The following is a 24087-nucleotide window of genomic DNA, read 5'->3' as shown; positions in this document are numbered from 1 at the left end:
CAGTGCCGTCCGGCACCCGGTCGCACGCGGGCATCAGGCCTGCGCCCGTACAAGAGGATTCTCATGCCCCGTTTCCATCGTTTTGCCCTCGCTCTGGCGGTCTCCACTTCGCTCGTTGCCGCGGGGCCGGCGCTGGCCAAGGCGAAGGCCGCGAACCCGGCACCGATCGCTGATCTCGTGAAGGCGGTCGATATTCCCTACCAGGCCTTTACGCTCGACAACGGCCTGCGCGTGATCGTGCACGAGGATCGCAAGGCGCCGGTCGTCGCGGTATCGGTGTGGTATCGCGTCGGGTCGAAGCATGAACCGAAGGGCAAGACGGGTTTTGCGCATCTGTTCGAACATCTGATGTTCAACGGCTCGGAAAATGCGCCCGGCGATTTCTTCGAGCCGCTGCAACAGGTCGGTGCGACGGATAGCAACGGGACGACGAACGTCGACCGCACCAACTATTTCGAAACGGTGCCGACGGGCGCGCTCGACCGCGCGCTGTTCCTCGAAAGCGACCGCATGGGCCATCTGCTCGGCGCGGTGACGCAGGAAAAGCTCGATAACCAGCGCGGGGTCGTCCAGAACGAAAAGCGCCAGGGCGACAATAACCCCTATGGCCTGCTGCGTTACGAGATTTTCGAAAATCTCTTCCCGACCGGCCATCCCTATCACCACAGCACGATCGGTTCGATGGGCGATCTGAATTCGGCGAGCCTCGATGATGTGAAAAAGTGGTTCAGCGACAATTACGGCCCGAATAACGCGGTGCTGGTGCTCGCGGGCGACGTCGATGTCGCCACAGCAAAGGCCAAGGTCCAGGAATGGTTCGGCGACATCCCCCGCGGCCCCGAAGTGAAGGCCCCGGCAACGTCGGTCCCGTCGCTGCCCGCGCCGCTGGCGAAAGAAGTGAAGGATCTGGTCCCCACAACGCGAATCTATCGCATGTGGACGATCCCCGGTCTCAACGACGCCGAAGCGGTGCCGCTGCAGATGGCAGCGACCGTGCTCGGCGGGCTGTCGTCGTCGCGGCTCGACAATGCGATGGTGCGCAAGGATCCGATCGCGGTCAGCGTGTCGGCGGGGGCCCAGCCGTTCGAAGACGCCGGATTCCTGATCGTGCAGGCCGATGTCAAACCGGGCGTCGATCCGGCGGTCGTCGGCAAACGCCTCGATGACGAAATCGCGAGCTTCCTTGCCAGCGGGCCGACGGCCGACGAACTGCAGCGCACCGCCGCCAGCTATCTAGCGGGGACGATCGCCGGGCTGGAATCGGTCGGCGGCTTCGGCGGCAAGGCAGTGACGCTGGCCGAGGGCGCGCTCTATTCCAACAATCCCGCTTATTACAAGGTCGAGCTCGACCGGATGGCAAAGGCAACGCCCGAGCAGGTGAAGGCGGTCGCACAGAAATGGATGTCGCGCCCGGCGTTCTCGCTGACCTATACGCCCGGCGAACGCACCGAGGGCGGCGAAAATCGCGGCGGCGCGGTGACGGCTGGCAAGGTGACCGCACCCGTCCAGCCCGACCGCTATTGGAACGAGGCGCTCGGCGATGTCGGCCCCGATACGAGCGGAGCCGCGTCGTTTGCCGATCGCTCGCAACTGCCTGCTGTCGCCGATCTCAAGGCTCTCGACTTCCCGGCGATCGAACGCGCGAAACTCAAGAACGGGGTCGAAGTCGTCTTCGCGCGCCGCACGACGGTGCCGACGGTCAATGTCGCGGTCAGCTTCGACGCTGGCTATGCCGCTGACCCGCATAGCGCGCTGGGTACCCAATCGCTGATGCTCAGCCTGATGGACGAGGGCACGAAGAGCCTCGATTCGATCGCCTTCGCCGAAGCGAAGGAGCGACTGGGCGCACAGATTGATGCGACTGCCAATGCCGATGAAACGGTGTTCAGCCTGTTCGCGTTGAAACCCAATCTCGGCGCCTCGCTGAGCCTGCTTGCCGACTATATCCGCAACCCGGCATTCGACGGCAAGGAACTGGAGCGCGTGCGTGCGCAGCAGCTCAACCGGCTCAAGGCCGAACTCAACAATCCGAGTGCGATCGCCTCGCGCATATTGACGCCGGTGCTGTACGGCGCCGACCATCCCTATGGCATCCCGCCGTCGGGCCTGGGCAATGCGAAATCGGTGGCGGCGGCGACGCAGGACCAGCTTGCGGCCTTCCACTCGGCGTGGATCCGTCCTGACAATGCGCGTATCTTTGTCGTCGGCGACACGACGCTGGCCGAAGTGAAGAAGCAGCTCGATGCGACGCTGGGCCAGTGGCAGGCACCCGCGACGGCCAAGCCGGTGAAGCATTTCGAGGTTGCGATTCCGACGCCGAAGCCGCGCATCCTGCTGTTCGACCGGCCGAAATCGCCGCAGTCGGTGATCCTTGCGGGCAAAGTGCTTGCCGCCAAGGGTGGTGACGAGCTCGAAGTGTTGCGATCGGCGAACGATATTTTCGGCGGCAATTTCCTGTCGCGCTTCAACACGAATTTGCGCGAAACCAAAGGCTGGTCCTATGGCGTGCGCAGCCGCATTTCGGGCGAACAGGACCGGTTGACCTGGGTCGCCGCAGCGCCGGTGCAGGCCGATCGCACCGGCGATTCGATCAAAGAATTGCAAAGCGACCTGAAAAGCTTCCTCGGCGACAAGGGCGTGACGAAGGAAGAGCTCGAACGCACGATCAACGGCAACGTTCGCGAGCTGCCCGGCAGCTTCGAAACGTCGGGCGACGTACTGGGCGGCCTGCGGCAGATCGTGAAGTTCGCTCGCCCCGACAATTATTACGAGACGTTGCCCGCAACCTATGAGGCGATGACTGCGCCCGCGATCGATGCGGCGGCGCGCAAAGCGCTGAGCACCGACGATCTTGTCTATGTCGTCGTGGGCGATGCCGCGGTCGTGAAACCGCAGCTTGACGGATTGGGTTTGCCGGTGGAAACGGTGTCCCTCGATAACTAACATCAGTTTCAGTAAGGAGAGCCCCAATGTCCCAAGTCGATGGCAGCTATGATTGCGTCACCAAGTCGCCGATGGGCGACCAGAAGTCGGTTTTCACCGTCAACAGCAGCGGCGACGGCTTCACCGGCCAGAATGCCGGCGCGATGGGTTCGCTCGATGTCGAAAATGGCAAGGTCGACGGCAACAAGCTGACCTGGACCATGAACATGAAGGTGCCGATGCCGATGACGCTCGAATGCGAAGCGACGATCGACGGTGACGCGCTGACCGGCACGATCAAGGCCGGCGCCTTTGGTTCGATGGCGATGACCGGCACCCGCCAGGGCTGAACCACAAGCCAGGAAATGCGAAGGGCCGTCCTTAAAGGGCGGCCCTTTTTCTTTGCATAGCAATGCCCTTTGGGTTCGCGGGCTATTCGGGACTATCCAAAGCGGCGGCGGGGGCGCATAGGCTGCTGCCATGCACAAGCCGGCCCAATCCCCCCAACGGAGCCTGCCGGGCGACCGTGAAATGGTGGTCATGATGGCGATGGTCATGGCGCTCAATGCGCTCGCCATCGATTCGATGCTGCCTGCGCTTCCCGCGATCGGCGAAGCGCTGGGCGTTACTGTCGCGAACGATCGCCAGCATGTCATCTCGATCTATTTGCTCGGCATCGGCTTTGGCTCGCTGCTTTACGGCCCTCTGTCGGACCGCTTCGGGCGCAAGGGCGTGCTCGTTCCGGCGCTTTTCGCCTATCTCGCGCTCGCGATCGGCTGCGGCCTCGCGACGAGCTTTGCGATGCTGCTCGTGCTGCGCTTCATCCACGGGCTGATCAGCGCAGCGCTCGGCGTCATCGTCGTCGCGGTGATCCGCGACCTTTTTGCCGGCGATGCGATGGCAAAGCGCCTATCGCTGATCTTCCTTGTCTTCATGATCGTGCCGATCATCGCGCCGACGATCGGCGCCGGGATCGCCGCAGTCGCGGGCTGGCGCGCGATCTTCATCGTGCTCGCGGTGATGTCGATCGTCATGCTGTTCTGGCTGCGCCGGCTGCCGGAAACGCTCGCTCCCGCCGATGTGCGTCCGCTCGACCTGCGCACGATGATTGCGGGCTGGGCGACAGTGACGCGGCACCGCCGCGCCGCGGGCTATATGATCGCGTCGGGGATGATGCAGGGCGCGCTCTACGGCTATCTCAACAGCAGCGAACAGATCATCGCCGAGGTGTTCGGGGCGCAGGCGATGTTCCCGCTGATCTTTGCGTGCGTCGCGGTGGGCATCGCGATCGCCAACTTCTCCAATGCGGCGATCGTCGAACGGTTTGGTGCGCGGCGTGTGTCGCAGTCGGCAGTTTTCGCCTTCATGGCGACCTCGATCCTGCAGATCGTCGCGGCGCTGAGCGGTGTCGAGACGCTGTGGATGTTCACCGCGCTGATGATGGTCAACGTCGGCCTCGTCGGATTTATCGGCAGCAACTTCGGATCCATCGCAATGGAGGATTTCGGGCATATGGCGGGCGTTGCGTCGTCGTATCAGAGCTTTGCCAAGACCTTGCTTGCGGCGACGGTGGGCGCGGCGATCGGGCAGCAATATGACGGCACGACGCTGCCGCTCGCTTATGCCTTTCTGATCAGCGCGGTGGTCGGCCTTGCTCTCGTCTTTTGGGCCGAACGTGGCAAGCTGTTCACACGGCCGGGAACGGCGCCGAAAAGTCCCTATTAGGCCGCCGCACCGGTTTGCGATCCCGAGGCAGCTTAGGGGGGTGAGCGGACGTTCCATCGCCCGCTTCCGTCATCCCGGGCTTGACCCGGGATCCCGCTTTTTGATGCATTCACTGGCTTCGACTTCAAGCGGGATCCCGGATCAAGTCCGGGGTGGCGATGATGAAGAGGTTCGCAATTCGTCGAGGCCGGCCGTTTGCGGGCAACGGTACTGGACAAGGCCGCGCTCCTCTGGTGAAGCGCGGGCATGTCTGAGGTTAAACTGCATCCCGACTGGCTTGCACGCATCGGCGGCGAGTTCGAGCAGCCCTATATGGCGGCGCTGAAGCAATTCCTGGCTGACGAGCGCGCGAAGGGGAAGGCAATCTTTCCGCGCCCGCGCGACTGGTTCGCAGCGCTCGACGCAACGCCGCCGCAGGATGTGCGCGTCGTCATTCTTGGGCAGGATCCCTATCACGGCCCGGGGCAGGCGCATGGCCTTTGCTTTTCGGTCCAGCCCGGCGTGCGGACGCCGCCGAGCCTCGTCAACATCTATAAGGAAATGCGCAGCGACCTGGGGATTGAGCCTGCAGCGCATGGTTATCTTGACCATTGGGCGCAGCAGGGCGTGCTGCTGCTCAACAATTGCCTGACGGTCGAGAGCGGGATGGCCGCATCGCATCAGGGCAAGGGGTGGGAGAAGTTCACCGACGCGGTCGTCGCCACCGTTGCGGCCGATCCGGCGCCCAAGGTCTTCATCCTGTGGGGCAGCCATGCGCAGAAGAAGGCGGCTAATGTCGCGGGGCTGGGAGCGGGCAGCCCGCACCTGATCCTGCGCGCGCCGCATCCCTCGCCTTTGTCGGCGTACAACGGTTTTTTCGGGTCGCGGCCGTTCAGCCAGGCTAATGCCTTCCTCGAAGCGCAGGGTCGCGGCGCGATCGACTGGCGGTTACCCGAAACTCCGGACGTCGCCAAAACATGAGCCTGCTTTCCGATCCGCTGACGCTGCTGGTGCTTGCCATTGCGGTGATCCTGATCGGGCTGGCCAAGGGCGGACTGTCGGGCGTCGGGGCGCTCGCGACGCCGCTGGTCGCGCTGGTGCTGCCGCCGACGATCGCCGCTGCGCTGCTGCTGCCGATATTGATCGTGCAGGACGTCGTCAGCGTCTGGTCGTTCCGCAAGACGTGGGACGGCTGGGTTATCGCGTGGATGCTGCCTGGCGCCGCCGTGGGTATCGCGGCGGGCTATGCCTATGCCGAACGCGTCGACGAAGCGAAGCTGATGGCGGCTCTGGGCGCGATCACGCTGGCGTTCGGCCTCTATCGGCTGTGGGTCGAGCGCGGTGGGCGCGTCGTTGCCGCATCGACCTCCCCGGGCTGGGTCGGCAGCCTGTTCGGGGTCGCGACGGGTTTCACCAGCCAGATTGCGCACGCGGGCGGCCCACCGTTCCAGATGTGGGTAACGCCGCGCCGCCTGCCGCACCTTGTCTTCGTGGGCACGAGTTCGATCCTGTTTGCCGCGATCAACTGGATGAAGGTGCCCGCCTATATCGCGCTCGGCGCCTTCCCGCATGAGGTTCTTGTCGCCGCGCTGCTGCTGATGCCGCTCGCGATCGTCTCGACGTTGCTCACTGTGCGTTGGTTGAAGCGGATCGACGGCGCGCGTTTCTATGTCATCATCTATCTGCTGATGGTCCCGCTCGGCGCGAAGCTGGTCTGGGACGGGCTGGCGGGATAAGAGGCGACGCGGGCAGGCAAAGGGCGTAGACTGGCCGAGGCGGGCATAGGCGTCCGCCACATTTCAAGGTATTGACCATGGCCAAGAGCCAGAAGAAATCGAGCCGCGAAGCCCGCAAGCCCAAGGCGGAAAAGCCCAAGAAGCCCAATGCGAGCAATCCATCGACCAAGGTGGGCGTCGTCGCAGGGCTCGATAATATGAAGAAATAGCCGCGCGCGGCGGAAGCGGGGTCGAGATGGTGCAGGCACGGTGGAACGGTGCGGTGATCGCCGACAGCGACGATACGGTTGTCGTTGAAGGCAATCATTATTTCCCGTTGGATGCGGTCGATGCCGCACTATTGTCCGACAGCGCGACGACGAGCGTTTGTCCCTGGAAGGGGCTGGCGCATTATCATCATGTCACTGTGGGCGGGCAGGTGAACCGGGACGCCGCCTGGTATTATCCCGATCCGAAGGAAGCGGCGGCCGCGATCAAGGATCGCATCGCCTTCTGGAAGGGCGTTGAGGTCGGCTGAATCTTTTCCCATGACCAACGCCATCCAGATTCTTGTCGATGCCGACGCCTGCCCGGTGAAGGATGAAATCTACCGCGTCGCCTGGCGGCATGAGGTGGCGGTGAAGGTCGTGAGCAACAGCCGGCTGCGTGTTCCCGAGCACCCGCTGATCGAGCGCGTTGTCGTGTCCGATGGCTTCGATGCAGCCGACGACTGGATAGCGGAAGCCGCCGATGCGCACAGCATCGTCGTCACTGCCGACATACTGCTTGCCGACCGCGCGCTGAAGGCAGGGGCAACCGTGCTCGGTCCGAACGGAAAGCCCTTCACCCTCGCGTCGATCGGCCCCGCGATCGCGACGCGCGCGATCATGGCCGACCTGCGTTCGGGAATGGGTGAGGGGATGGGTGGTCCGCCGCCCTTTTCGAAGGCCGACCGTTCGCAATTTCTGCAGGCGCTCGATAGCGCATTGGTCCGGGTTAAGCGCCAAGCGTAGATTCTCTCGTTTCTTTTCAGCGGTATATGAAATTTCTCCGGCCGAGTGATGGCGATCACGGCCGCCCGTCCGGCTGCGCGGCATAAGCGGGGCATCGGGACCGACCCGAACCAAATTCAGATCGACGGATGAGAAAAGGAAGAGACGATGACCAAGAAGATGTTTTTCGCCCCTGTGCTTGCGCTCTCCATCGCGCTGTCGGCGACCCCGGCAATGGCGCAGTCGGCGCAGCCCGCACAGGGCAGCATGACGGTGACATCCAACCCGGTGCAGATCCTGATCGGCCTGTTGCTCCCCGCGGTGCAGAAGGTCCGCGAAGCCGCGGCACGCTGATCGACAGATTTTCGTCTCCGGCCCGGCCCACCACGCCGGTCCGGAACACAGCCCTCCCGCCCCTGCGACCCAGGCGGGAGGGCTGTCTTGATTCCGGCACCTTGAACCCCCGGTGCATCGCGCATAGACTTCGACGCGAAGGGTGTGGCCGACGATGCTTTCCATTCTGCCTTTGCTGTTGATCGCAAGCGCGCCCGAAGCGCCGCCGTCCGCCACCGCCGCGGCGTCGGCTGTCCCAAGGGCGACCCCTGTGACGATCGAATATTATTATCGCATCCGCTGGGGCGGCATGGATGAGTTCCGCGCGCTCTATGCAAAGAACCACCAGCCGATCCTCGACGAGATGAAGCGGCTGGGTTTTATCACCCGGATCGAGACGACCACCCCTTTCACCCATATGGCGGGCGGAACGCGATGGGACCTGCGCGTGACGATCACCTATCGCGGCGCCGAGGACGCGGTCGGCGATGGCACCGGATATGATGCCGCAGCAGAAGCTGTCGGTGCGCGCCTGTTCCCCGACCTCGCTAAGTTCAAGGCCGAAGAGGCCAAGCGCTTCGCGCTGGTCGAGGAGCATTGGGACGTGATCGTCAACAGCAAGGAGTGAGCGTGCGGGCGGCCCGAAAGGCCCGCCGATCAGTTCCCGGCGCGGCGGTGCGTGACGAAGGCGAGCAGCAGCACGACCGAGATTACGCCGACCAGCATGCCGGCGGTTGTCGTCACCATCGTGATAGAGCCCGCCGGATCGTTCGAGTTCCACGCGCCGCTTTGCGTCCGGTCGATCATCCACCAGGCGCCGGCGACGACGATAAGATCGAGCAGGACCAGCCCGAGTAGCGCACGCGTCGATTTTTTCATGAAAATTCCTCCCCCGAAATCCCGCCAGCTTTCTTCGCTGTCAGGTGATTGCCGGGCATGTTAGCTTCGGGTCTCGCGAAATTCTACAGGAGTCGGGACCATGGCGGCGCTTCCTACGATCATCCTCGTTCACGGTTTCTGGGGCGGTGCGGCGCACTGGGCAAAGGCGATCGTCGAGCTCGACAGACTGGGGCACAGGGGCATGCGCGCGGTCGAGCTGCCGCTGACTTCGCTTGCGGGCGACGCGGCGCGAACGCGGCAGATCGCTGCGCAGGTCGATGGGCCGGTGCTGCTCGTCGGGCATAGCTATGGCGGCGCGGTAATCACCGAAGCGGGGAGCGCGCCGAATGTCGCGGGGCTAGTCTATATCGCCGCCTTTGCCCCCGATGCGGGCGAGAGCCCGGGCGCGCTGACGCAGCAGCACCCGCCCGCGGGCGCCGCGAACCTTGCACCCGACGCCGACGGCTATCTCTGGATCAAACCCGAGAAGTTCCACGAAAGCTTCTGTCAGGATGTGAGCGCCGACGAGGCGCTGGTGATGGCGGTGACGCAAAAGGCGCCGCTTGCTTCGACCTTCGGCGAGGCGGTGAGCGATCCGGCGTGGCGCGCGAAGCCAAGCTGGTATCAGATTTCGAGCGAGGACAGGATGATCGACCCGGCTAACCAGACGGCGATGTCGGGCCGGCTCGGCGCGCGCAAGATCATCACGCTCGAGGCCGGGCATGCCTCGCTCGCCTCGCGGCCTGTCGAGGTCGCGGCGCTGATCGACGAGGCGGCGCGTAGCCTGTAGTTGACCTCTGCCCTGGCTGGAGGCAGCATCGGGCGATGGCGCGCCAATATACGACCTTTGCCGAATTCTGGCCTTTCTATCTGCGCGAGCACAGCAAGGCGTCGACGCGCGCGCTGCATTATGTGGGGACGAGCCTTGTCGTGCTGATCGCGATTGCTGCGGTCGTGGCGGGCCGCTGGGGGTGGCTGATCGCCTTGCCGCTCGCGGGCTATTTCTTTGCGTGGGTCGCGCATTTCGGGGTCGAGAAGAACCGGCCGGCGACCTTCACCTATCCGCTGTGGAGCCTCGCCGCCGATTTCAGGATGTGGGGACTGTGGCTGACCGGACGGCTGAACTCAGAGCTCGACCGTGCAGGCGTCGAGCGACAAAATCGATCAGACTGACCTAAAGCCGCATCTAGCGCTTTTTGCGAATCATTCTTAAGTTGGTGCCTCGTTCCGTTGGAGATGCGCCATGCCCCTCGATCTGATCAAGACCTTTACTTACCTCTCGATCCACCTGACCATCGGGTTCAGCGTCGCCTATGTGATGACGGGGTCGGTCGCGCTGGCGGGCGGGATCGCGATCATTGAACCATGTATCAATGCTGTCGCATTCTTCTTCCATGAAAAGGCGTGGAAGCGGGTTGGCATGCGGCGCGCCCTTGTCTGACCGAAGGATGGGTGCGGCCATACCTTTGTCGGTATGCCCTTGTCGGCCCCTTGATGTAGAAACAGATACGAGACTCACCCCACAGAGGAGATAAGAGCATGACCGTCAATCGCGCATCCGCCCGCTACGAAGGTTTCGGCAAGGAAGGCAAGGGATCGATTACGACCAAATCGGGAGTGCTCGACAAGCAGCCCTATGGTTTCGGGACGCGCTTCGAGGGGCAGCCGGGGACGAACCCCGAGGAACTGATCGCCGCGGCGCATGCGGCCTGCTTCACGATGGCGCTGTCGTTCGGGCTCGCGCGCGCGGGCTATAATGGCGATACGCTCGAGACGAGTGCGGCGGTGACGCTGGAGCAGCAGGACGGCGGTTTCACGATCACCAAATCGGCGCTGACGCTGACCGGCAAGGTGCCGGGGATCAGCGCTGATGAATTCGCCAAGATCGCCGAGGAAGCCGAGAAGAATTGCCCGGTGTCGAAACTGCTCGATTGCGAGATCACGCTTGAGCACAGCCTTGAAGGCTAGGCGGCGTAACGTAGCGCTGGGGGCAGTTCGTCTTCCATGAAGGCAAAGGCGCCCTGTGCGGGCGCGGGCAGTTGCCAGCGTTGCAGGACGCGGTGCCGGCTGTGGCCGACGTGGCTTTCGATGAGGACGAGGTCGCGGGGCGTCCAGTTCCACGCGAGCGGAACCGGATCGAACGGATGTCGGCCATAGCCGAGCGTGATGTGCGGGCGGAGCCCCGATTGGCGATACAATGGCTCGATCCCATGCGGTGCGAGCAAGGCGACGAGCGTTTCGTATAGCTGACGAATTCCGGCAATGCTGCCGGCCGTGACGAGTTCGGCCCCTGCGTCCTTGCTGACGATACGGCCGAAGGGAATGGGGCTGGCAGCGGGCAGGCCCGCTTCGAACGCATTGGCGACCCGCTGACGCAGAAAGGGGTGCTGGGCCGACGTCTCGTCGATCGTGCACAGCGTGAGATGATAGTTCTGCGGCTTCAAGCCCGCGAACAGGTCGCCCGAAACAGGCGGCAACTGGCGCGCGAGCCAGCCGGCGCGGTCCGCGGCAACCTGAAACCCCAGAAAATAACGGAACATCGCGTTCATCATCCATCCTCCGAATCGGATCAATGTTCCTATTATGTTCTCGTTCCAGGCGAGAGTCGAATCCTTCGGCTATTTGTCTTCCAGCGCCATGCGGGTGACGTGGATATAGGAGGCCTGCCAGCTATCGCCGTGACGGCGAAAGATGTCGGTGAAGCGGATGCGGACGCGGAAGGGCTTGCCGGCCGAACGTCCCGACAAGACCGTCTCGGCGCTCGCAATGCCGGCGTCCTTGCCGAGCGGCTGGATGACGCGGTCGGTCAACGTCACCGGGTCGTAATCGTCGTCGGTCCCGGTCCAGCCGTCGATGAAAAAGGCCTTGTCATAGCGCTTGCCGCTGCCGTCGATGAAGACGAGATCGTCAGCGACCATGCGATCCAGCGCTCCACGATCCTCCGCGATCTGCGCCACGTCGAACGCGTCGGCAAAGGCGCGGAGGCTCGCCACGTCACCTGAAGGCGGGTCGGCAGCGATCGCGGGAGCCGCCATGCCGAAAACCAGCGCAATCGCTATCGTTCCTCGCATGGCGCCTCCTCCGATCGCTGTGCCTCCCCTCATTGGGCGGGACGGCAGTCCTTCAACCAGATCACATGCTTATATTCGTCGAAATCTTCGACAGTGCCGGTCAGTTTGATGCTCTTGTTCGGCTTGAGCTGGAGCGAATAGGCCGCTTGGCCCGGCGCCATATAACATACGATGTCGGTCTTGAACGGTGCCTGGTTCGGCAGGCGGATCGCTTGTTCATACGGCTGGGGGATTTTGTAACCGACGCGGAAATCCTTGCCGTCCTTCGTCACATAATCGACGAGGCCGTCGATCGTGAACTGTTTCCCCTTGTAGCGGGTGAGGATACCCGCGGCGTTGCGCTCGGTATCTTTCGACACCTGCTGCGAGAAGCTGAGCGAGTTCATCTTCACCGGTGCAGCGGCCACGGTGGTCGCGGTCGCGCCCTTCTTCGCTGCGGCGGCGCCCGCCTTGCCGCCCTTGATCTGGTTGAGGATGCCGCACATCTCGGCCTTGGCGGCATCGCCGCCGACCGACTGGCCAGCGCGCAGCTTGGCCTCCATCACCACCGTCCCGATCCCGCCGGTTTGCGTCGCGGTGATCTGGATCGGAAAGGCGCGCACGGTGCCGGTCATCGGCTGTTCGATCAGCATCGAGCCATATTCGGCCTCGTCGGCCATGATGTCATAGCCCTTTGCGGCGACGATACCGCGCATCTGGCCGATCGCGACCGCGGGCGGCAGGTCGGCGACGGTCACCGCGCCGGTAAAGCGCAGCCCGGTGATCGGATTGCCCTTTTTGACAAAGGCTTCTTCGCAGGTCGCGGCGTTGGCGGTGCCGGCGACAAAAAGCAGGGCGGCCGGCGCAAGCGCGGCGGCGAGGCGGGAACGAGGGGTGATGTGCATGGGGGCTCCTGGATCATTATATGGTCTGCGACCTTATGTTATCTTGGCGGTCTGCCGCAGCCGGTGGTCCTCCGCAATGGCTAAGTTACCAAGATGATGGCGCTTTGCGGGACGCGGACGCTTCGCCGATCGGCGCTTGACCTCAACCGGGCTTGAGATTTCATAAGGCGAGGGCAATTGATTCGCGAACGGAGCCCTGTCCATGCTGCACTATCCCGCTGCCTCCCCTGCCGACCTCGACGATACCAACGTCGACGCGCCTGCCGCGTCCTTCCTGACGCGCTATCTGGCGCGTATCGGCTATAGAGGACCGGTCGCGCCGACGCTCGACGTGCTGACCGCGTTACAGGCGGCGCATATCGCGGCGATCCCGTTCGAGGCGATCGACGCGCTGACCGGCGCCGGGATCGACATCGGCGCCGACGCCATCGACGCCAAGCTGATCGGGCAGCGGCGCGGCGGCTATTGTTTCGAGCAGAATGGCCTGTTCCTGCGTGTGTTGCAGGCGATCGGCTTCGACGCAGAGGGGTTGCTCGGTCGTGTGCGCTGGCTGCTTCCCGACGATGCGCCGCCGACGCCGCGCACGCATATGGTCGTGCGGGTGAAGCTCGACGGCCGGCCTTGGCTTGCTGACGTCGGCTTCGGCTCGGCGGTGCCGCCGCAGCCACTTGCGATGGACAGCGAGGAACCGCAGCCGACGCGCCACGAACGCTATCATATTATACGGCAGGGGAGCGAATGGCAGGTGGCAGCTTCGATCGAGGGCGAATGGCGGACGCTCTACCGTATCGAAAACATATCGCCGCCCGCGATCGATTATGAGCTTGGCAACTGGTACACATCGGCGCATCCGGGCTCGCATTTCCGGCATCAGCTCATTGCCGCGCGTACGACCGCCGACGCGCGCTATGGCCTGCGCGACAACCGGCTGACGGTGCGGCTGGCTGACGGGCGGACCGACCGGCGCTATCTGACCGCCGACGAGATCGAGCGCACGCTGTCCGAGATTTTCCTGCTGCCGGTGCGGCGTCACTGGCGCGCGGCGATCGAGCGGGCGGCGACCGCTGAGATAATCGGCTAGTCGCACCGCGGCTTGACTCGCCGCCGCCATGGCTTTCTCATGCTTCCAAAATAACAGCAGGAGCGGAAAGCCATGGCCTTTGTCGCATCGGTCGAATCGACCGCATCGCAGCGGGTTTTCGAACGTCTGACGGTCGCGCCGCTGACGCCGTCGATCGGCGCCGAAATTTCCGGAATCGATCTGGCGCAAGCGCAGGATGACGCCACGATCGCTGAAGTCCGCGCCGCCTTGCTTGCGTACAAGGTGATCTTCTTTCGCGACCAGTTCATCACGCCCGAGCAGCATATCGCCTTTGCGCGCCGTTTCGGGCCGCTCGAAATCCACCCCGCGACGCCGAAGGGTCAGCCCAATCCCGAAGTGCTGCATATCGCGCATGGACCCGATTCGCGCGGGCGCGAGAATGAATGGCATTCGGACGTTACCTGGCGTGCCGAGCCGTCGCTGGGGTCGATCCTGCGCGCGATCGAGGTGCCCGAAGTCGGCGGCGACACGCTGTTCGCAGATATGGCGGCGGCGTTCCGCGGGCTGTCGCCCGCGATGCAGGACTGGTGCCGATCGCTGAGCGCGGTGCACGATATCGCGCGCGTCTTTGCCAAGAGGCTGGGCAAGAGCATCGAGGAATTGCACGAACAATATCCGCCGCAGCTGCATCCCGTCGTGCGCACGCACCCCGAGACCGGTGAGCAGGCGCTGTACGTCAACACCGCCTTCACCAGCCATATCGAAGGCGTGTCGGCAAAGGAGAGCGAGTGGCTGCTCGCGCATCTTTACGCCCAGGCCGCGGTGCCCGAAATCCAGTGCCGTTTTCGCTGGCGCGCGGGTTCGATCGCCTTTTGGGACAATCGCGCGGGCCAGCATTATGCGGCGTCGGACTATTTCCCCGCCGTGCGGCGGATGGAGCGGGTAACCATCGCAGGCGACCGCCCCTTTTATCGCGACGAACGTTGAGGGCTGCGTGGCCGAACCCAAGCCCGTGCTGCTGTCGGGCGGCAATCCGCAAATCCCGAAAGGCTATGGTGATGCGCCGGTCCAGGCCTATATCGCGGCGATGCCGGGGTGGAAGTCAGCGGTCTGGAAGCGGCTCGACACGCTGATCGAAAAGACGGTTCCGGGGGTCGCGAAGGCCGTCAAATGGAACTCGCCGCTCTATGGTCCCCCGGGACAGTCGAGCGAGCCGACGCAATGGTTCCTCAGCATTCATTGCTTCGACCGCTATATCAAGGTCGCCTTCTTTCGCGGCGGGGCGCTGAACCCCGTGCCGCCGGTGGCGTCGAAAAGCGGCGACACGCGCTATTTCCATATCCATGAAGACGACAAGGTCGATGAGGCGGCGTTCGCCGACTGGGTGAAACAGGCCGCGGCGCTGCCCGGCGAGAAGATGTAAGGGGACGACATGGCGGCGGATCTGATCGACGCGAAGATTGCAGGGCTCGGCGACTGGCGCGGGGCGACACTCGCGAAGCTGCGCGCGCTGATTCATGCCGCCGACGCAGAGGTTGAGGAGACGGTCAAATGGCAGAAGCCGTCCAACCCCGCTGGCGTGCCGGTGTGGGAACATGCGGGCATCCTCTGCACGGGTGAAACCTATAAGGACAAGGTCAAGCTGACCTTTGCCAAGGGCGCGGCGCTCGCCGACCCGAAACAGCTGTTCAATTCGAGCCTCGACGGCAACGCGCGGCGCGCGATCGATCTGTTCGAGGGCGACGAGGTAGACGAGGCGGCGTTCAAGGCGCTGATCCGCGCGGCGGTCGAGGCGAACCTCGAAAAGCCGGCGAAAGCGAAAAAGTAGCGCGAAGCAGTGGTGGCAGGGAGCGTGCCCCGTCGCGCACGGCCGGCGGCCCGCTGGAAGTCACCGGCTAGGCGGCCCGGCAGAATCCGCGTTCGCCGCCGGGCAATGGCCAGCGGCCGTGCACGATATGGCGTGCCTGGCTGGTTACGCTTTCGACAAGGAGCATCTCCGTCGCGGTCCATTCGATCGGATCGATCGCTTCGGCGCCGAGATCATCGCCGCGATAGTTGATCGTGACGTGAAGCTCGGGCGGCAGGTTGAATTCCTTGAAGCCATGCCGGTGAAAATATTCGGCAAGCTGCCGCTGGAATTCCCATGCGGCGGAAAGCGGCGCCGAACTGCGCAGCGTCGTCGCCTTGCGGCATTCGATCCGGTCGAACCGCACGGCAAAAGCGCCGGCGTCGAAGTCGTCAAGCCCGCGGATCACAAGTTCGAGAAAGCCGGCAGGGGCTTCGGCCAGATCGCCGAACGCCGCGAGCGTCATATGCAACAGATCGACCCCGCGGCGCCGGTCGTTTCGAGACAGGGCGTCGATGCGCGCTGCGATTTCGGCCGGCGGCTTGACCATCAGATAGAGGGGGCGTCGTGCGAAAATCCTGCGCGGCATGATCGGTTCCTCCTGATGGCGAATCGGCGGGGGTGAGAACGATCATTCTATTAGAACAAATAGCGAACAAATTCCAGTGCGCAGATCGTGAATCAGTCGCAGCCCGTGCCTTCCTTGCGCGCTGCCCAGCCGATCGCGCCGTCGACCATTTTGAGATGTGCGGGATCGCCCCATGCCTCGGCCTGGTGCCCGAGCGCCGAGTAGAAGATGCGCGCGCGGCCTTCGCAGCGCCACCAGATGAGCGCGTGGTCACCCATCCGCAGCCCAGGTTCGAGGCGCATTTTGGTCTCGTCGAGGCGGGCGAGGATATGCGCGTCGGCGGCGGGCGCGGCGTCCCAGCTATAATATTCGTCGGTCCACGGCCAGACCGCGGGCAGGTGGCGCGTAGCCGGATGGCTGCGGTCGGTGACGACCAGCTTCGCCGTCTGGAATTGGTCGACGCCGCCCGGATGGCCAGTGAACCGGCCATTACCGCGCATCTTCACGAACCAGTCGGGATGGCTGCCGTCGCCCGCGCTGTGGAGGCCGACGAAGCCGCCGCCCTTTGCGATCCACGCCTGAAACGCCGCGCGCTGGTCGGGGGTGTAGATGTCGCCGCTGGCGTTGGCGAAGACGATAACGTCGAACTTGGCGAGCTGGTCGGGGTTGAACACCGCAGCATTCTCGGTCGCAAAGCTGCTCCAGCCGCGCGCCTTTACCAGCGCTTCGATCGCGGGCACCGCCTCTGCAATGCTGTCGTGGCGATAGCCGTTGGTCTTGCTGATGATCAGCACGGCGGGGCGGGAGAGTGCGGGCAGGTCGGGCGCGACGCTGTCGAAGGTCGGGGCGGGCCTGCGCGGATCGGGAGCGGCCGGGGCCTGCGCGGTCAGCAGCAGCCCCGCGGCGAGGGCGAAGAGGGCCTTCACTGCGCGGCCGTGCGCGGCTTCATGTGCCACATCGCGTTGACGATCATCCAGCGCTCGCCGAACTTACCCATGTGGAAATAGTCGACGAACCACGGCGTTTCGACGCGCACCGCGGCGGCGTCGCCGGCGACGTCGAGGATCCGGCACGAGCGGTTCCACTCGCCGCGCGGGGTCTTGAGCGCGCCGCGTTTGGTGAGGTCGACAAGTTCCTCGCGGCTCATGCGTTGCAGGCCGAGCCGCTCGTCGGGGGTGTCGCCCGTCACGCGGCGCTTGGCGAGGTCGGGGTGGAGCGCGCGTTTGACGCGTTCGGGATCGCCCTCAAGCTGGCCGTCGACATAGTCGAAGCAGGTCGCCTCGATTGCCGCGAGGTCGGTGGGCGCGGGGGTTGCGGCTGCGGCGGCGAGGGTGAGCAGGGTCGTCAGCATCGGAGCTCCCGGATGTGCAGGATGAACGAACCAATGCGCTACATTTGTAGCGCCCTTTTGGCAAGCCGCTAGTCGATGATCGGCGCGCCCTCCGCCTGCAACCGCGCCAGATTGGCCTTCATCGCCGCGAGCACGTCGGGCGCATGCGGGGTCCAGCTTTCGACTTCGCCGACGATGCGAAGCGGCGACCGGCTGCGATAGCTGCGCGTCGGGTTGCCGGGGAATTTCTTGTCGGTGAGGTTGGGATCGTCGAACCAGTCGCCGGTGGGTTCGACGACATAGATGCGCTCGCGCCCTTCTCCGGCCGCCAGCTCGCAGCCCCAGATCGCCGACTCGAGTGCGGCCGAGAAATAGATCCACGACATCGGCGCGGCCTGATAATTGCTGCCCCAGCCGACGCCAAGCAGGTCGCCGACCGCAAGGTCGGCGCGCGTGCCGTGGTAGAAGGTGGCGCCGGCGTCGGGTCCGGTGGGGGCGGGGCCGGTCATCAATATTCGTTGCGTTCGCTACGCAGCACCGCCTTGCCGCCCTTCCAGTTCACCTCGGCGGCGGGTTCGTCGGCCTTGCCCGGCGCGAAGAGTTCATAGACGACCGTCCCGTCCTCCTGCGTGCTTTCGATCACGCGCGCGGGGGCGAAGGCATCGGCGGCGGCGCCCGCGGCGGCGCGCACCGGGGCGGGCGCGTCGGCCCAGGCGATGTCGCGCTGCATCTCCACGACGCGATATTTCCCCGCCTCTTCGATCAGGTCGAGCTCGACCGGGCTGCCGTCGGGGCGCGTCCCCTCGACATCGTAGAAGATCTTGCCGTCACGCTCCTTGCGCTCGGTCTCGGCGATTTTCATGCCGGGTACCCGGGCGAGCACGGCATCGCGGACGCCGGGGGGTATGTCGGCCGCGGCGATCGTGTCGACCTTGGCCTTGGGTCCTTCGGCGAGCACCGATTTTTCGGGTGCGCCCTCCGGTGCCTGTGCGGGCGCCTCCGCCTTGCCGCATCCGGCGAGCGCCAGCACCGCAACCATCGTCAGCCAAGCCTGTCCACGCATCGCCGCTCTCCCAATATCGCCAGAGACCGCCAGCCTATCGGCGCCGCGCCGCCAAGTCGAGCCGCGTGCGGTTCGCGCTTGCCTATTCGCGGTCGTCGGAGGGGTCGAGCCGTATCGTCCAGACCGGATGCCCGGCTTCGCTCCGCTCGATGTCGTGCGAAGGGACCATGTCGTCGCCGGTCTCGATCCACCCGCGCCCGTCGCATTTGGGGCAGGCGTGACGGATCGAGCGGTGGCTGACCAGGTCGATCTGGGTGTTCCACTGGCCGTAACCGGCGCAGACCGGGCACAGCGTGTCGAGGTCGCCGCTGCGGTGGCGGCGCGAAATGCCGTCGAGCGCGTGCGGATCGCCGGGACCGGTGCAATGGACGATGTTCGAGGCGTGGGACATTGCGGTGCCTTCGAGGGTCGGTTGCCAGCCAAAGTTCAGGAAAGTTCAGCCCATTGGCGATGCGGTATCGGACGTGATGACAGGCGGGACAGGGGCGGCGGCGGAAACGGAGCGGACGCCAAAAAATGGCGTTGCCGCAGCGTCGGACAGAGTGGAGCAGATGTGCACATTATAGGAAAGGGGTTTCTGGCCCGCGCGGCGCGAAATAGGATCGGGCGGTCCGGCGTACCTGACGCGATTTATCGTCACCCCGGACTTGATCCGGGGGCCATGACTTCAGCGCTGCGATGGATCCCGGATCGAGTCCGGGATGACGAATTCAGGATAGTGGCATCCGCGCCGCGCTCCTGATCCCAATCATTTAGCCCGCATCCCCACACAGCGGCCAGCGGCCATGTTCGACATGGGTCGTCTTGCCGACGATGCTTTCCATCAGGATGATCTCGTCCACCGTCCAGCCGATCGGCGGCGTCTTTTTGCCCAGCGTCTCACTGCCCAGCCGGTCGCCGCGATAGTTGATCGTGATATGCGGTTCGGGGGTGGTGCCGTCCATGATCGGCGCCTTTTCGCGCAGCAGATGGTTCACCAGCACCTTCTGGAACGCCCGCGCCCCGGCCAGCGGATCGCGCGTGCGCAAAGTCACCGCCTTGCGGTTCTCGATCCGGTCGAAGCGGAGCGCGAAGGGCGCCGCGGCGAAGCTGTCCAGCGCGGCGATGGTCGCGGGCAGCCACTCGGGCGGCGCATAGTGGAGGTCGTAGAGCGAGATGAGCGTGACATGGAGCAGCTCGGGGCCGCGTCCGCGGTCGTTACGCGGCAACGCGGCGATCGCCGCCTGCACCTCCGGCGGCGGCTTGGCCATGACATAGAGGGGGTTCCGGGCGCGCATGGGTGGGAGTGTAGCATGGTGTGGGGGCGAGGCGGAATGTCCCCCTATATATTGGCTATCATGTGGTCGGCGGTAAGAAGATCAGTGAAGCGCCAGTTGCGGTGGACAAAATGACTGGCCGACAGGGTGAACCGATACAATGTTTCTTCTCTTTTGGCGATCATTCTGCCGATTTTTTTCCCGAAAGGCTTCCAAGGAGGCTTGTAATGTCAATGTCGGCAAAGAGCTCTGCTATGCGCTGCCTGCGGGATTTTACCACAAAGCTTTGATCCAACTTCTCTAGCAAATTTGATCTATTTGCCTTTAGCCATGAAATGTATTCATCGAATATAATGTTGGTCGATTTTCCTTTGCAGAAACCAAGCCACGTCTCGTACTCGCTCGCTGCTAGGCAAGATGCGCCAAGCATCATCGCCGGCTTCTCCCACTCGCTCAAATCTCCAAATCGAGTTTTCGCCTCACGAAAAAAAGCTCGATCTTTCAAGCGCCCGCGCAGCAAAATATTCTGCCTGCGCTCGATCTGAGTGTTCCCGAACTCCAGTTGAGTCATTCGGGCATCCGTGATCGGTAGGGCGCCCGACACGAACAGGTGATTGACCCAAATTCTTACCAAGGCCATATCTTTGAACGGAGAATGGCCGACAATGGAAAGCAGCTTTTCAGCAATCAGTTCGGCATTATTGGGATTTTGCTGGGCCTGAGATCCAAGCACCATGCAAAAATCTCTTGGGGCAAAATAGAGAAGTTCGGAAAACCTTGATATAAAAGACTCAATATCTTCTACGGTGTTTGCTCTTAATGCTTTCAATATAAGTTTAATTGAAGTGTATTCAATCTTATCTAGCTTTAGAACTTTGCTTATCTTTTCGATTAGGATGGGTACGTCAATTTCGTCAGCGATTGTTTCGGCGACGTCTTCTGAATCGTAAATCGTTTTTAGGTATCGATCTAGCCCGTTTCTCTCTTCGTTAGTGAAAACCTCAGAAAAGCTATTGTCAATTTCGTCCTTTACAGATGACGCAGGCAAGATACGGGTCTTCGCGGCGTTAAGAGACAGGCCTTCGGTTAGCATCAGGTGCTCGGCTAATCGGCAAAGGGCGGTGTGAGCCTGCGCCGGGCTCTCAACGATGATGCGGAAGTCGTCGACAAACCGCGTGAACTTAAAGCCTTCTCGCCGCAGCATATTGTCGACGTCAATCAAGACGCCTTCAGCGATAATCCGAGATGCCGCTCCGCCAACGGGAAGGCCATAAGACTGACGCGCCCGTGAATTTTTGATAACATTTTCAATAATTTTACGAGGAGGGCTGGCGGCCTCAATATCGTCGAGCACATGCTCAATGCGATGAAAATATATTCTTCCGTAAAAGTCGGAAATATCAGTTTCTAGTACAAGCGGTTCATTTGAAAACGCTTCGTCAGGCTCGCATAGTTCGGCAATAGAAATTAGCCAGTCGTGATACGAGCACGTGTCAGTGAAGAGGCTTGATGAAGTAGGGTCGTTGTCAAATCGATAAGAGAATGCCCCCTGTTCCGGCCCAAGACGAGCTTCATCGATCGCTTCAGCAACCTCAATCGCGGCGGCGGTAAAAAGAAGAGCGTCCGTAGAATGCAGTTGATGCGCGATCCGGAAGGATGTCTGCGTTTTTGGACTGAGGACCTCAAACGCGCCTACGGGGTTGTAAGAAGCCGCTGAAAATGACGATAGCTTTTTTACTATCGGATCAGCGGCTTCCTTGAAAAATTGAAATTCAAACAAAGGCGGCAGAATGTCGGTATCACCGAGATCGGCTAGATGCAGGATCGCCCGCTTGAAATGTGCTTCTTCCATTTTCTCAGCTTAGGGAAATTTCCTTGGTATACTAGACAAGACTTGCATGTCGTCTAGTCATGCTCCCGCCCACCCGCGCCCATATACAGCTCGCGCCCGGTTTCTTCATAAACCTCGCTCATTTTCGCCATGCCCTTTTCGGCCTCTTCGGCGGCGATAAAGCCTGCGCTGTCCTGATTTTGCAGCTTCGCGAAGTCGCGGACTTCCTGGCTGATCTTCATCGAGCAGAATTTGGGGCCGCACATGCTGCAGAAATGCGCCGACTTGGCGCCCTCGGCCGGGAGGGTCTGGTCGTGGTACTGCTCCGCCGTGTCGGGGTCGAGGCTCAGGTTGAACTGGTCGCGCCAGCGGAATTCGAAGCGCGCTTTCGATAGCGCGTCGTCGCGGACCTGCGCGGCGGGGTGGCCCTTGGCGAGGTCGGCGGCGTGCGCGGCGAGCTTGTAGGTGACGACGCCGACCTTCACATCGTCGCGGTCGGGCAGGCCGAGATGCTCCTTGGGCGTGACGTAGCAAAGCATCGCGGTGCCGTACCAGCCGATCTGCGCGGCGCCGATGCCGCTGGTGATATGGTCATAGCCCGGCGCGATGTCGGTGGTGAGCGGCCCCAAGGTATAGAAGGGCGCCTCGCCGCAGGCTTCGAGCTGCTTTTCCATATTCTCCTTGATCTTGTGCATCGGGACATGGCCCGGCCCCTCGATCATCACCTGCACATCCTGTGCCCAGGCGCGCTTGGTGAGTTCGCCCAGCGTGTAGAGCTCGGCAAACTGCGCCTCGTCGTTCGCGTCATAGATGCTGCCGGGGCGGAGGCCGTCGCCGAGGCTGTAGGCGACGTCATACGCCTTCATGATCTCGGTAATCTCGTCGAAGCGTTCGTAGAGGAAGCTTTCCTTGTGATGCGCGAGGCACCATTTCGCCATGATGCTGCCGCCGCGCGACACGATACCGGTCATGCGCTTTGCGGCGAGCGGGACATACGGCAGGCGGACGCCGGCGTGGATGGTGAAATAGTCTACGCCCTGCTCGGCCTGTTCGATCAGCGTGTCGGCGAAAATCTCCCAGGTCAGATCCTCGGCGACGCCGCCGACTTTCTCGAGCGCCTGATAGATGGGGACGGTGCCGATCGGGACGGGCGAGTTGCGGATGATCCATTCGCGCGTGTCGTGGATGTTGCGGCCGGTCGACAGGTCCATGACGGTGTCGGCGCCCCAGCGGATCGACCAGACCATCTTGTCGACCTCGGCCGCGACGTCGGATGCGACCGCGCTGTTGCCGATATTGGCGTTGATCTTGACGAGGAAATTGCGGCCGATCGCCATCGGCTCGCTCTCGGGGTGGTTGATGTTGCTGGGGATGATCGCGCGGCCGCGGGCGACTTCATCGCGGACGAATTCGGGCGTGACATAGTCGGGGATGCTCGCGCCCCAGCTTTCGCCGTCGCGCTTATATTCGGCGAGGCGCGCGCGGCCGAGATTCTCGCGCTCGGCGACATATTCCATCTCGGGGGTGATGATGCCGCGGCGGGCGTAGTGCATCTGGCTGACGTTCTGGCCCGCTTTCGCGCGGAGCACTTTGCGGCGGACGTTCGGGAAAGCGGGGACGCCGCCGCTGCGGTCGGGGCCGAGCTGGCCGTTGTCCTCGGGCTTGACCTCGCGCTGGGTGACTTCCTCGACGTCGCCGCGGCCGCGGATCCACTCCGCGCGAATTTCGGGGAGGCCGGCGTTGATGTCGATGGTGGCGTTGGCGTCGGTGTAGGGGCCGCTGGTGTCATAGACGCGGACGGGGGGCTCGCCCGAATGCGGGTCGAGGTCGATCTCGCGCATCGCGACGCGGATGCCGCTGCCGGTCTGCGTCGCGACGTGGATCTTGCGGCTGCCGCGAATGGGCCCGGTGGTGACGCCGATGGGGGTTGCGGCGCCCTTGTCGAGGCGGGAATCGATGTCGGCCATGTGCAGTCGCTCCGTTGTTATCGGAGCGAAGACGGGGATTCCGCGTATGGAATACCGACCCTCCCTCCGCCGGTATTAACCGGATCAGGTTCAACGGGTCGCGGTATATTCCGCTCTCAACCGGCCATCACAGACGCGGCTCCCCGGGGATGGTGCGGGTTATAGGGGGCGGTGGCGGCGCTGTCCATTGATGATGGCGATGGGACGATGGTAAAGGGCGGAGAGGGAGAAATTCATGCGGATGATCGCGGCGGCTTTGGCGCTGTTGCTCGTCGCGGCGAGCCCCGCGGCGCGCGTCGAGGATCTCGGCTGGCTCGCGGGCGACTGGGTGAGCGATGCGGACGGGCGCTGGACCGAGGAAAGCTGGGCACCGCCGCGCGGCGGGATGATGATCGGGTACAGCCGGTCGGGGCGCGGCGACATGCTGCGCGAGTTTGAGTTCATCCGCATCGCGCGCGGCGCGGATGGCGCGCTCGCCTATATCGCGATGCCGCAGGGCGGGGCACCGGTGGCGTTCCGGCTGGTCCGGCTGGAGGGGGCGAGCGCGACCTTTGAGAATGCCGCGCATGATTATCCGCAGCGCATCGCCTATGCCCGCACCGGCGACACGCTGACCGCGACGATTTCGGCGATCGACGGGGCGAAGGCGCGTCGCTGGACCTATCGACGGCACTGAGCGAAGCG

The 24087-nt window shown here is 63.4% G+C and carries 32 protein-coding genes and 1 riboswitch; of the genes, 19 read left to right on the top strand and 13 right to left on the bottom strand.

The annotated features are described in order from the left end of the window. Positions 1–63 precede the first annotated feature (63 nt). The 10 genes from SC1_RS18770 (at position 64) to SC1_RS18730 (ending at position 8294) form a co-directional block, all read left to right on the top strand. Positions 64–2943: a pitrilysin family protein gene (locus SC1_RS18770; protein ID WP_062185931.1), complete on the top strand. Its 2880-nt coding sequence runs from the start codon at positions 64–66 to the stop codon at positions 2941–2943. A gap of 26 nt (positions 2944–2969) precedes the next feature. Beyond that, a complete protein-coding gene (locus SC1_RS18765; RefSeq protein WP_062185929.1) occupies positions 2970–3272 on the top strand; it encodes a hypothetical protein in 303 nt (100 codons plus the stop codon). 181 nt (positions 3273–3453) lie between these two features. Next, complete coding sequence (locus SC1_RS18760) at positions 3454–4647, top strand: multidrug effflux MFS transporter (protein WP_238586780.1); 1194 nt, start codon at positions 3454–3456, stop codon at positions 4645–4647. 246 nt (positions 4648–4893) lie between these two features. Beyond that, on the top strand, positions 4894–5607 hold the full coding sequence (gene ung / locus SC1_RS18755; RefSeq protein ID WP_062185925.1) for a uracil-DNA glycosylase: 714 nt from the start codon (positions 4894–4896) through the stop codon (positions 5605–5607). Beyond that, positions 5604–6362, top strand: coding sequence for a sulfite exporter TauE/SafE family protein (locus SC1_RS18750; RefSeq protein ID WP_062185923.1), 759 nt, complete (start codon positions 5604–5606; stop codon positions 6360–6362). Before ung ends, SC1_RS18750 begins: the two co-directional genes overlap by 4 nt. Before the next feature lie 77 nt (positions 6363–6439). Continuing rightward, positions 6440–6571: a hypothetical protein gene (locus SC1_RS22600; RefSeq protein ID WP_274520282.1), complete on the top strand. Its 132-nt coding sequence runs from the start codon at positions 6440–6442 to the stop codon at positions 6569–6571. A gap of 26 nt (positions 6572–6597) precedes the next feature. After that, the gene (locus SC1_RS18745) at positions 6598–6879 is read left to right on the top strand and encodes a DUF427 domain-containing protein (RefSeq protein WP_062185921.1); all 282 of its coding nucleotides are present in this window, start codon (positions 6598–6600) and stop codon (positions 6877–6879) included. 10 nt (positions 6880–6889) lie between these two features. Continuing rightward, a complete protein-coding gene (locus SC1_RS18740) occupies positions 6890–7354 on the top strand; it encodes a YaiI/YqxD family protein (RefSeq protein ID WP_062185919.1) in 465 nt (154 codons plus the stop codon). 147 nt (positions 7355–7501) lie between these two features. Next, positions 7502–7687, top strand: a complete 186-nt coding sequence (locus SC1_RS18735) for a hypothetical protein (protein ID WP_062185917.1) — start codon at positions 7502–7504, stop codon at positions 7685–7687. A gap of 154 nt (positions 7688–7841) precedes the next feature. Further along, the gene (locus SC1_RS18730; RefSeq protein WP_062185915.1) at positions 7842–8294 is read left to right on the top strand and encodes a hypothetical protein; all 453 of its coding nucleotides are present in this window, start codon (positions 7842–7844) and stop codon (positions 8292–8294) included. A gap of 29 nt (positions 8295–8323) precedes the next feature. Here the strand turns inward: SC1_RS18730 and SC1_RS18725 are convergent, their stop codons facing one another. Then, positions 8324–8545 (bottom strand): hypothetical protein, encoded by a 222-nt coding sequence (locus tag SC1_RS18725; RefSeq protein ID WP_062185913.1) that lies wholly within the window; start codon positions 8543–8545, stop codon positions 8324–8326. Positions 8546–8645: 100 nt separating this feature from the next. On the opposite strand from SC1_RS18725, the gene SC1_RS18720 reads away from it, so the two are divergent. The 4 genes from SC1_RS18720 (at position 8646) to SC1_RS18705 (ending at position 10513) form a co-directional block, all read left to right on the top strand. Further along, positions 8646–9335, top strand: a complete 690-nt coding sequence (locus SC1_RS18720; protein ID WP_062185911.1) for an alpha/beta hydrolase — start codon at positions 8646–8648, stop codon at positions 9333–9335. Positions 9336–9370: 35 nt separating this feature from the next. Further along, the gene (locus tag SC1_RS18715) at positions 9371–9718 is read left to right on the top strand and encodes a DUF962 domain-containing protein (protein WP_062185909.1); all 348 of its coding nucleotides are present in this window, start codon (positions 9371–9373) and stop codon (positions 9716–9718) included. 70 nt (positions 9719–9788) lie between these two features. Beyond that, positions 9789–9986 carry a DUF2061 domain-containing protein gene (locus SC1_RS18710; RefSeq protein WP_062185907.1) on the top strand — a complete coding sequence of 66 codons (198 nt, stop codon included), beginning with the start codon at positions 9789–9791 and terminating at the stop codon, positions 9984–9986. Between the two features lie 98 nt (positions 9987–10084). Beyond that, positions 10085–10513, top strand: coding sequence for an OsmC family protein (locus SC1_RS18705; protein WP_062185906.1), 429 nt, complete (start codon positions 10085–10087; stop codon positions 10511–10513). Here the strand turns inward: SC1_RS18705 and SC1_RS18700 are convergent. From SC1_RS18700 to SC1_RS18690, 3 genes are all read right to left on the bottom strand, one after another. Then, the gene (locus SC1_RS18700) at positions 10510–11094 is read right to left on the bottom strand and encodes a 2'-5' RNA ligase family protein (RefSeq protein ID WP_152682496.1); all 585 of its coding nucleotides are present in this window, start codon (positions 11092–11094) and stop codon (positions 10510–10512) included. The genes SC1_RS18705 and SC1_RS18700 overlap by 4 nt on opposite strands. Before the next feature lie 69 nt (positions 11095–11163). Further along, a complete protein-coding gene (locus SC1_RS18695; protein WP_193749226.1) occupies positions 11164–11616 on the bottom strand; it encodes a nuclear transport factor 2 family protein in 453 nt (150 codons plus the stop codon). A 29-nt stretch (positions 11617–11645) separates the two neighbouring features. After that, positions 11646–12500: a hypothetical protein gene (locus tag SC1_RS18690; RefSeq protein ID WP_062185900.1), complete on the bottom strand. Its 855-nt coding sequence runs from the start codon at positions 12498–12500 to the stop codon at positions 11646–11648. Positions 12501–12702: 202 nt separating this feature from the next. Between SC1_RS18690 and SC1_RS18685 the strand changes: the two genes are divergently transcribed. The 4 genes from SC1_RS18685 to SC1_RS18670 all read left to right on the top strand — a co-directional run bounded on the left by SC1_RS18685 (position 12703) and on the right by SC1_RS18670 (position 15370). Continuing rightward, the gene (locus SC1_RS18685) at positions 12703–13581 is read left to right on the top strand and encodes an arylamine N-acetyltransferase (RefSeq protein ID WP_083435998.1); all 879 of its coding nucleotides are present in this window, start codon (positions 12703–12705) and stop codon (positions 13579–13581) included. Positions 13582–13653: 72 nt separating this feature from the next. Next, positions 13654–14529 carry a TauD/TfdA family dioxygenase gene (locus tag SC1_RS18680; protein ID WP_062185898.1) on the top strand — a complete coding sequence of 292 codons (876 nt, stop codon included), beginning with the start codon at positions 13654–13656 and terminating at the stop codon, positions 14527–14529. 7 nt (positions 14530–14536) lie between these two features. Further along, positions 14537–14965: a DUF1801 domain-containing protein gene (locus SC1_RS18675; RefSeq protein WP_062185896.1), complete on the top strand. Its 429-nt coding sequence runs from the start codon at positions 14537–14539 to the stop codon at positions 14963–14965. Positions 14966–14974: 9 nt separating this feature from the next. Then, positions 14975–15370, top strand: a complete 396-nt coding sequence (locus tag SC1_RS18670) for a DUF1801 domain-containing protein (protein WP_062185894.1) — start codon at positions 14975–14977, stop codon at positions 15368–15370. Positions 15371–15437: 67 nt separating this feature from the next. On the opposite strand, the gene SC1_RS18665 is transcribed toward SC1_RS18670, so the two are convergent. From SC1_RS18665 to thiC, 9 genes are all read right to left on the bottom strand, one after another. Continuing rightward, the gene (locus tag SC1_RS18665) at positions 15438–15977 is read right to left on the bottom strand and encodes a 2'-5' RNA ligase family protein (protein ID WP_083435997.1); all 540 of its coding nucleotides are present in this window, start codon (positions 15975–15977) and stop codon (positions 15438–15440) included. A 92-nt stretch (positions 15978–16069) separates the two neighbouring features. Further along, complete coding sequence (locus tag SC1_RS18660) at positions 16070–16912, bottom strand: ThuA domain-containing protein (RefSeq protein ID WP_193749225.1); 843 nt, start codon at positions 16910–16912, stop codon at positions 16070–16072. Then, positions 16879–17307 (bottom strand): nuclear transport factor 2 family protein, encoded by a 429-nt coding sequence (locus SC1_RS18655; RefSeq protein ID WP_062185888.1) that lies wholly within the window; start codon positions 17305–17307, stop codon positions 16879–16881. Before SC1_RS18655 ends, SC1_RS18660 begins: the two co-directional genes overlap by 34 nt. Before the next feature lie 68 nt (positions 17308–17375). Then, positions 17376–17795 (bottom strand): NAD(+)--rifampin ADP-ribosyltransferase, encoded by a 420-nt coding sequence (gene arr / locus SC1_RS18650; protein WP_062185886.1) that lies wholly within the window; start codon positions 17793–17795, stop codon positions 17376–17378. After that, the gene (locus SC1_RS18645; protein WP_202966831.1) at positions 17795–18349 is read right to left on the bottom strand and encodes a hypothetical protein; all 555 of its coding nucleotides are present in this window, start codon (positions 18347–18349) and stop codon (positions 17795–17797) included. The genes arr and SC1_RS18645 overlap by 1 nt, the downstream gene beginning before the upstream one ends. Positions 18350–18431: 82 nt before the next feature. After that, positions 18432–18740, bottom strand: a complete 309-nt coding sequence (locus SC1_RS18640) for a hypothetical protein (RefSeq protein WP_062185884.1) — start codon at positions 18738–18740, stop codon at positions 18432–18434. Positions 18741–19101: 361 nt separating this feature from the next. Beyond that, positions 19102–19626, bottom strand: a complete 525-nt coding sequence (locus SC1_RS18635) for a 2'-5' RNA ligase family protein (protein ID WP_062185882.1) — start codon at positions 19624–19626, stop codon at positions 19102–19104. 160 nt (positions 19627–19786) lie between these two features. Next, the gene (locus tag SC1_RS18630) at positions 19787–21457 is read right to left on the bottom strand and encodes an RNA-directed DNA polymerase (protein WP_062185880.1); all 1671 of its coding nucleotides are present in this window, start codon (positions 21455–21457) and stop codon (positions 19787–19789) included. A 53-nt stretch (positions 21458–21510) separates the two neighbouring features. Then, positions 21511–23403 carry a phosphomethylpyrimidine synthase ThiC gene (thiC, locus tag SC1_RS18625; protein ID WP_062185878.1) on the bottom strand — a complete coding sequence of 631 codons (1893 nt, stop codon included), beginning with the start codon at positions 23401–23403 and terminating at the stop codon, positions 21511–21513. 44 nt (positions 23404–23447) lie between these two features. Continuing rightward, positions 23448–23559, bottom strand: a riboswitch (TPP riboswitch). Between the two features lie 79 nt (positions 23560–23638). Here thiC and SC1_RS18620 point away from each other — a divergent pair. Continuing rightward, positions 23639–24079 carry a DUF6265 family protein gene (locus SC1_RS18620; RefSeq protein ID WP_062185876.1) on the top strand — a complete coding sequence of 147 codons (441 nt, stop codon included), beginning with the start codon at positions 23639–23641 and terminating at the stop codon, positions 24077–24079. The last annotated feature ends 8 nt before the right edge of the window (positions 24080–24087 follow it).

Source organism: Sphingopyxis sp. C-1 (assembly GCF_001047015.1).
Lineage (GTDB): Bacteria > Pseudomonadota > Alphaproteobacteria > Sphingomonadales > Sphingomonadaceae > Sphingopyxis.
The sequence above is the reverse complement of the archived record's forward strand: the minus strand, read 5'-3'. Positions and strand labels throughout refer to the sequence as shown.

Bases quoted from the DNA above. Each gene is read 5' to 3' on its own strand.
- SC1_RS18770 (WP_062185931.1), top strand. From the start codon at position 64: ATGCCCCGTTTCCATCGTTTTGCCCTCGCTCTGGCGGTCTCCACTTCG.
- SC1_RS18765 (WP_062185929.1), top strand. From the start codon at position 2,970: ATGTCCCAAGTCGATGGCAGCTATGATTGCGTCACCAAGTCGCCGATG.
- SC1_RS18760 (WP_238586780.1), top strand. From the start codon at position 3,454: ATGGTGGTCATGATGGCGATGGTCATGGCGCTCAATGCGCTCGCCATC.
- ung (WP_062185925.1), top strand. From the start codon at position 4,894: ATGTCTGAGGTTAAACTGCATCCCGACTGGCTTGCACGCATCGGCGGC.
- SC1_RS18750 (WP_062185923.1), top strand. From the start codon at position 5,604: ATGAGCCTGCTTTCCGATCCGCTGACGCTGCTGGTGCTTGCCATTGCG.
- SC1_RS22600 (WP_274520282.1), top strand. From the start codon at position 6,440: ATGGCCAAGAGCCAGAAGAAATCGAGCCGCGAAGCCCGCAAGCCCAAG.
- SC1_RS18745 (WP_062185921.1), top strand. From the start codon at position 6,598: ATGGTGCAGGCACGGTGGAACGGTGCGGTGATCGCCGACAGCGACGAT.
- SC1_RS18740 (WP_062185919.1), top strand. From the start codon at position 6,890: ATGACCAACGCCATCCAGATTCTTGTCGATGCCGACGCCTGCCCGGTG.
- SC1_RS18735 (WP_062185917.1), top strand. From the start codon at position 7,502: ATGACCAAGAAGATGTTTTTCGCCCCTGTGCTTGCGCTCTCCATCGCG.
- SC1_RS18730 (WP_062185915.1), top strand. From the start codon at position 7,842: ATGCTTTCCATTCTGCCTTTGCTGTTGATCGCAAGCGCGCCCGAAGCG.
- SC1_RS18725 (WP_062185913.1), bottom strand. From the start codon at position 8,545: ATGAAAAAATCGACGCGTGCGCTACTCGGGCTGGTCCTGCTCGATCTT.
- SC1_RS18720 (WP_062185911.1), top strand. From the start codon at position 8,646: ATGGCGGCGCTTCCTACGATCATCCTCGTTCACGGTTTCTGGGGCGGT.
- SC1_RS18715 (WP_062185909.1), top strand. From the start codon at position 9,371: ATGGCGCGCCAATATACGACCTTTGCCGAATTCTGGCCTTTCTATCTG.
- SC1_RS18710 (WP_062185907.1), top strand. From the start codon at position 9,789: ATGCCCCTCGATCTGATCAAGACCTTTACTTACCTCTCGATCCACCTG.
- SC1_RS18705 (WP_062185906.1), top strand. From the start codon at position 10,085: ATGACCGTCAATCGCGCATCCGCCCGCTACGAAGGTTTCGGCAAGGAA.
- SC1_RS18700 (WP_152682496.1), bottom strand. From the start codon at position 11,094: ATGAACGCGATGTTCCGTTATTTTCTGGGGTTTCAGGTTGCCGCGGAC.
- SC1_RS18695 (WP_193749226.1), bottom strand. From the start codon at position 11,616: ATGCGAGGAACGATAGCGATTGCGCTGGTTTTCGGCATGGCGGCTCCC.
- SC1_RS18690 (WP_062185900.1), bottom strand. From the start codon at position 12,500: ATGCACATCACCCCTCGTTCCCGCCTCGCCGCCGCGCTTGCGCCGGCC.
- SC1_RS18685 (WP_083435998.1), top strand. From the start codon at position 12,703: ATGCTGCACTATCCCGCTGCCTCCCCTGCCGACCTCGACGATACCAAC.
- SC1_RS18680 (WP_062185898.1), top strand. From the start codon at position 13,654: ATGGCCTTTGTCGCATCGGTCGAATCGACCGCATCGCAGCGGGTTTTC.
- SC1_RS18670 (WP_062185894.1), top strand. From the start codon at position 14,975: ATGGCGGCGGATCTGATCGACGCGAAGATTGCAGGGCTCGGCGACTGG.
- SC1_RS18665 (WP_083435997.1), bottom strand. From the start codon at position 15,977: ATGCCGCGCAGGATTTTCGCACGACGCCCCCTCTATCTGATGGTCAAG.
- SC1_RS18655 (WP_062185888.1), bottom strand. From the start codon at position 17,307: ATGCTGACGACCCTGCTCACCCTCGCCGCCGCAGCCGCAACCCCCGCG.
- arr (WP_062185886.1), bottom strand. From the start codon at position 17,795: ATGACCGGCCCCGCCCCCACCGGACCCGACGCCGGCGCCACCTTCTAC.
- SC1_RS18645 (WP_202966831.1), bottom strand. From the start codon at position 18,349: ATGCGTGGACAGGCTTGGCTGACGATGGTTGCGGTGCTGGCGCTCGCC.
- SC1_RS18640 (WP_062185884.1), bottom strand. From the start codon at position 18,740: ATGTCCCACGCCTCGAACATCGTCCATTGCACCGGTCCCGGCGATCCG.
- SC1_RS18635 (WP_062185882.1), bottom strand. From the start codon at position 19,626: ATGCGCGCCCGGAACCCCCTCTATGTCATGGCCAAGCCGCCGCCGGAG.
- SC1_RS18630 (WP_062185880.1), bottom strand. From the start codon at position 21,457: ATGGAAGAAGCACATTTCAAGCGGGCGATCCTGCATCTAGCCGATCTC.
- thiC (WP_062185878.1), bottom strand. From the start codon at position 23,403: ATGGCCGACATCGATTCCCGCCTCGACAAGGGCGCCGCAACCCCCATC.
- SC1_RS18620 (WP_062185876.1), top strand. From the start codon at position 23,639: ATGCGGATGATCGCGGCGGCTTTGGCGCTGTTGCTCGTCGCGGCGAGC.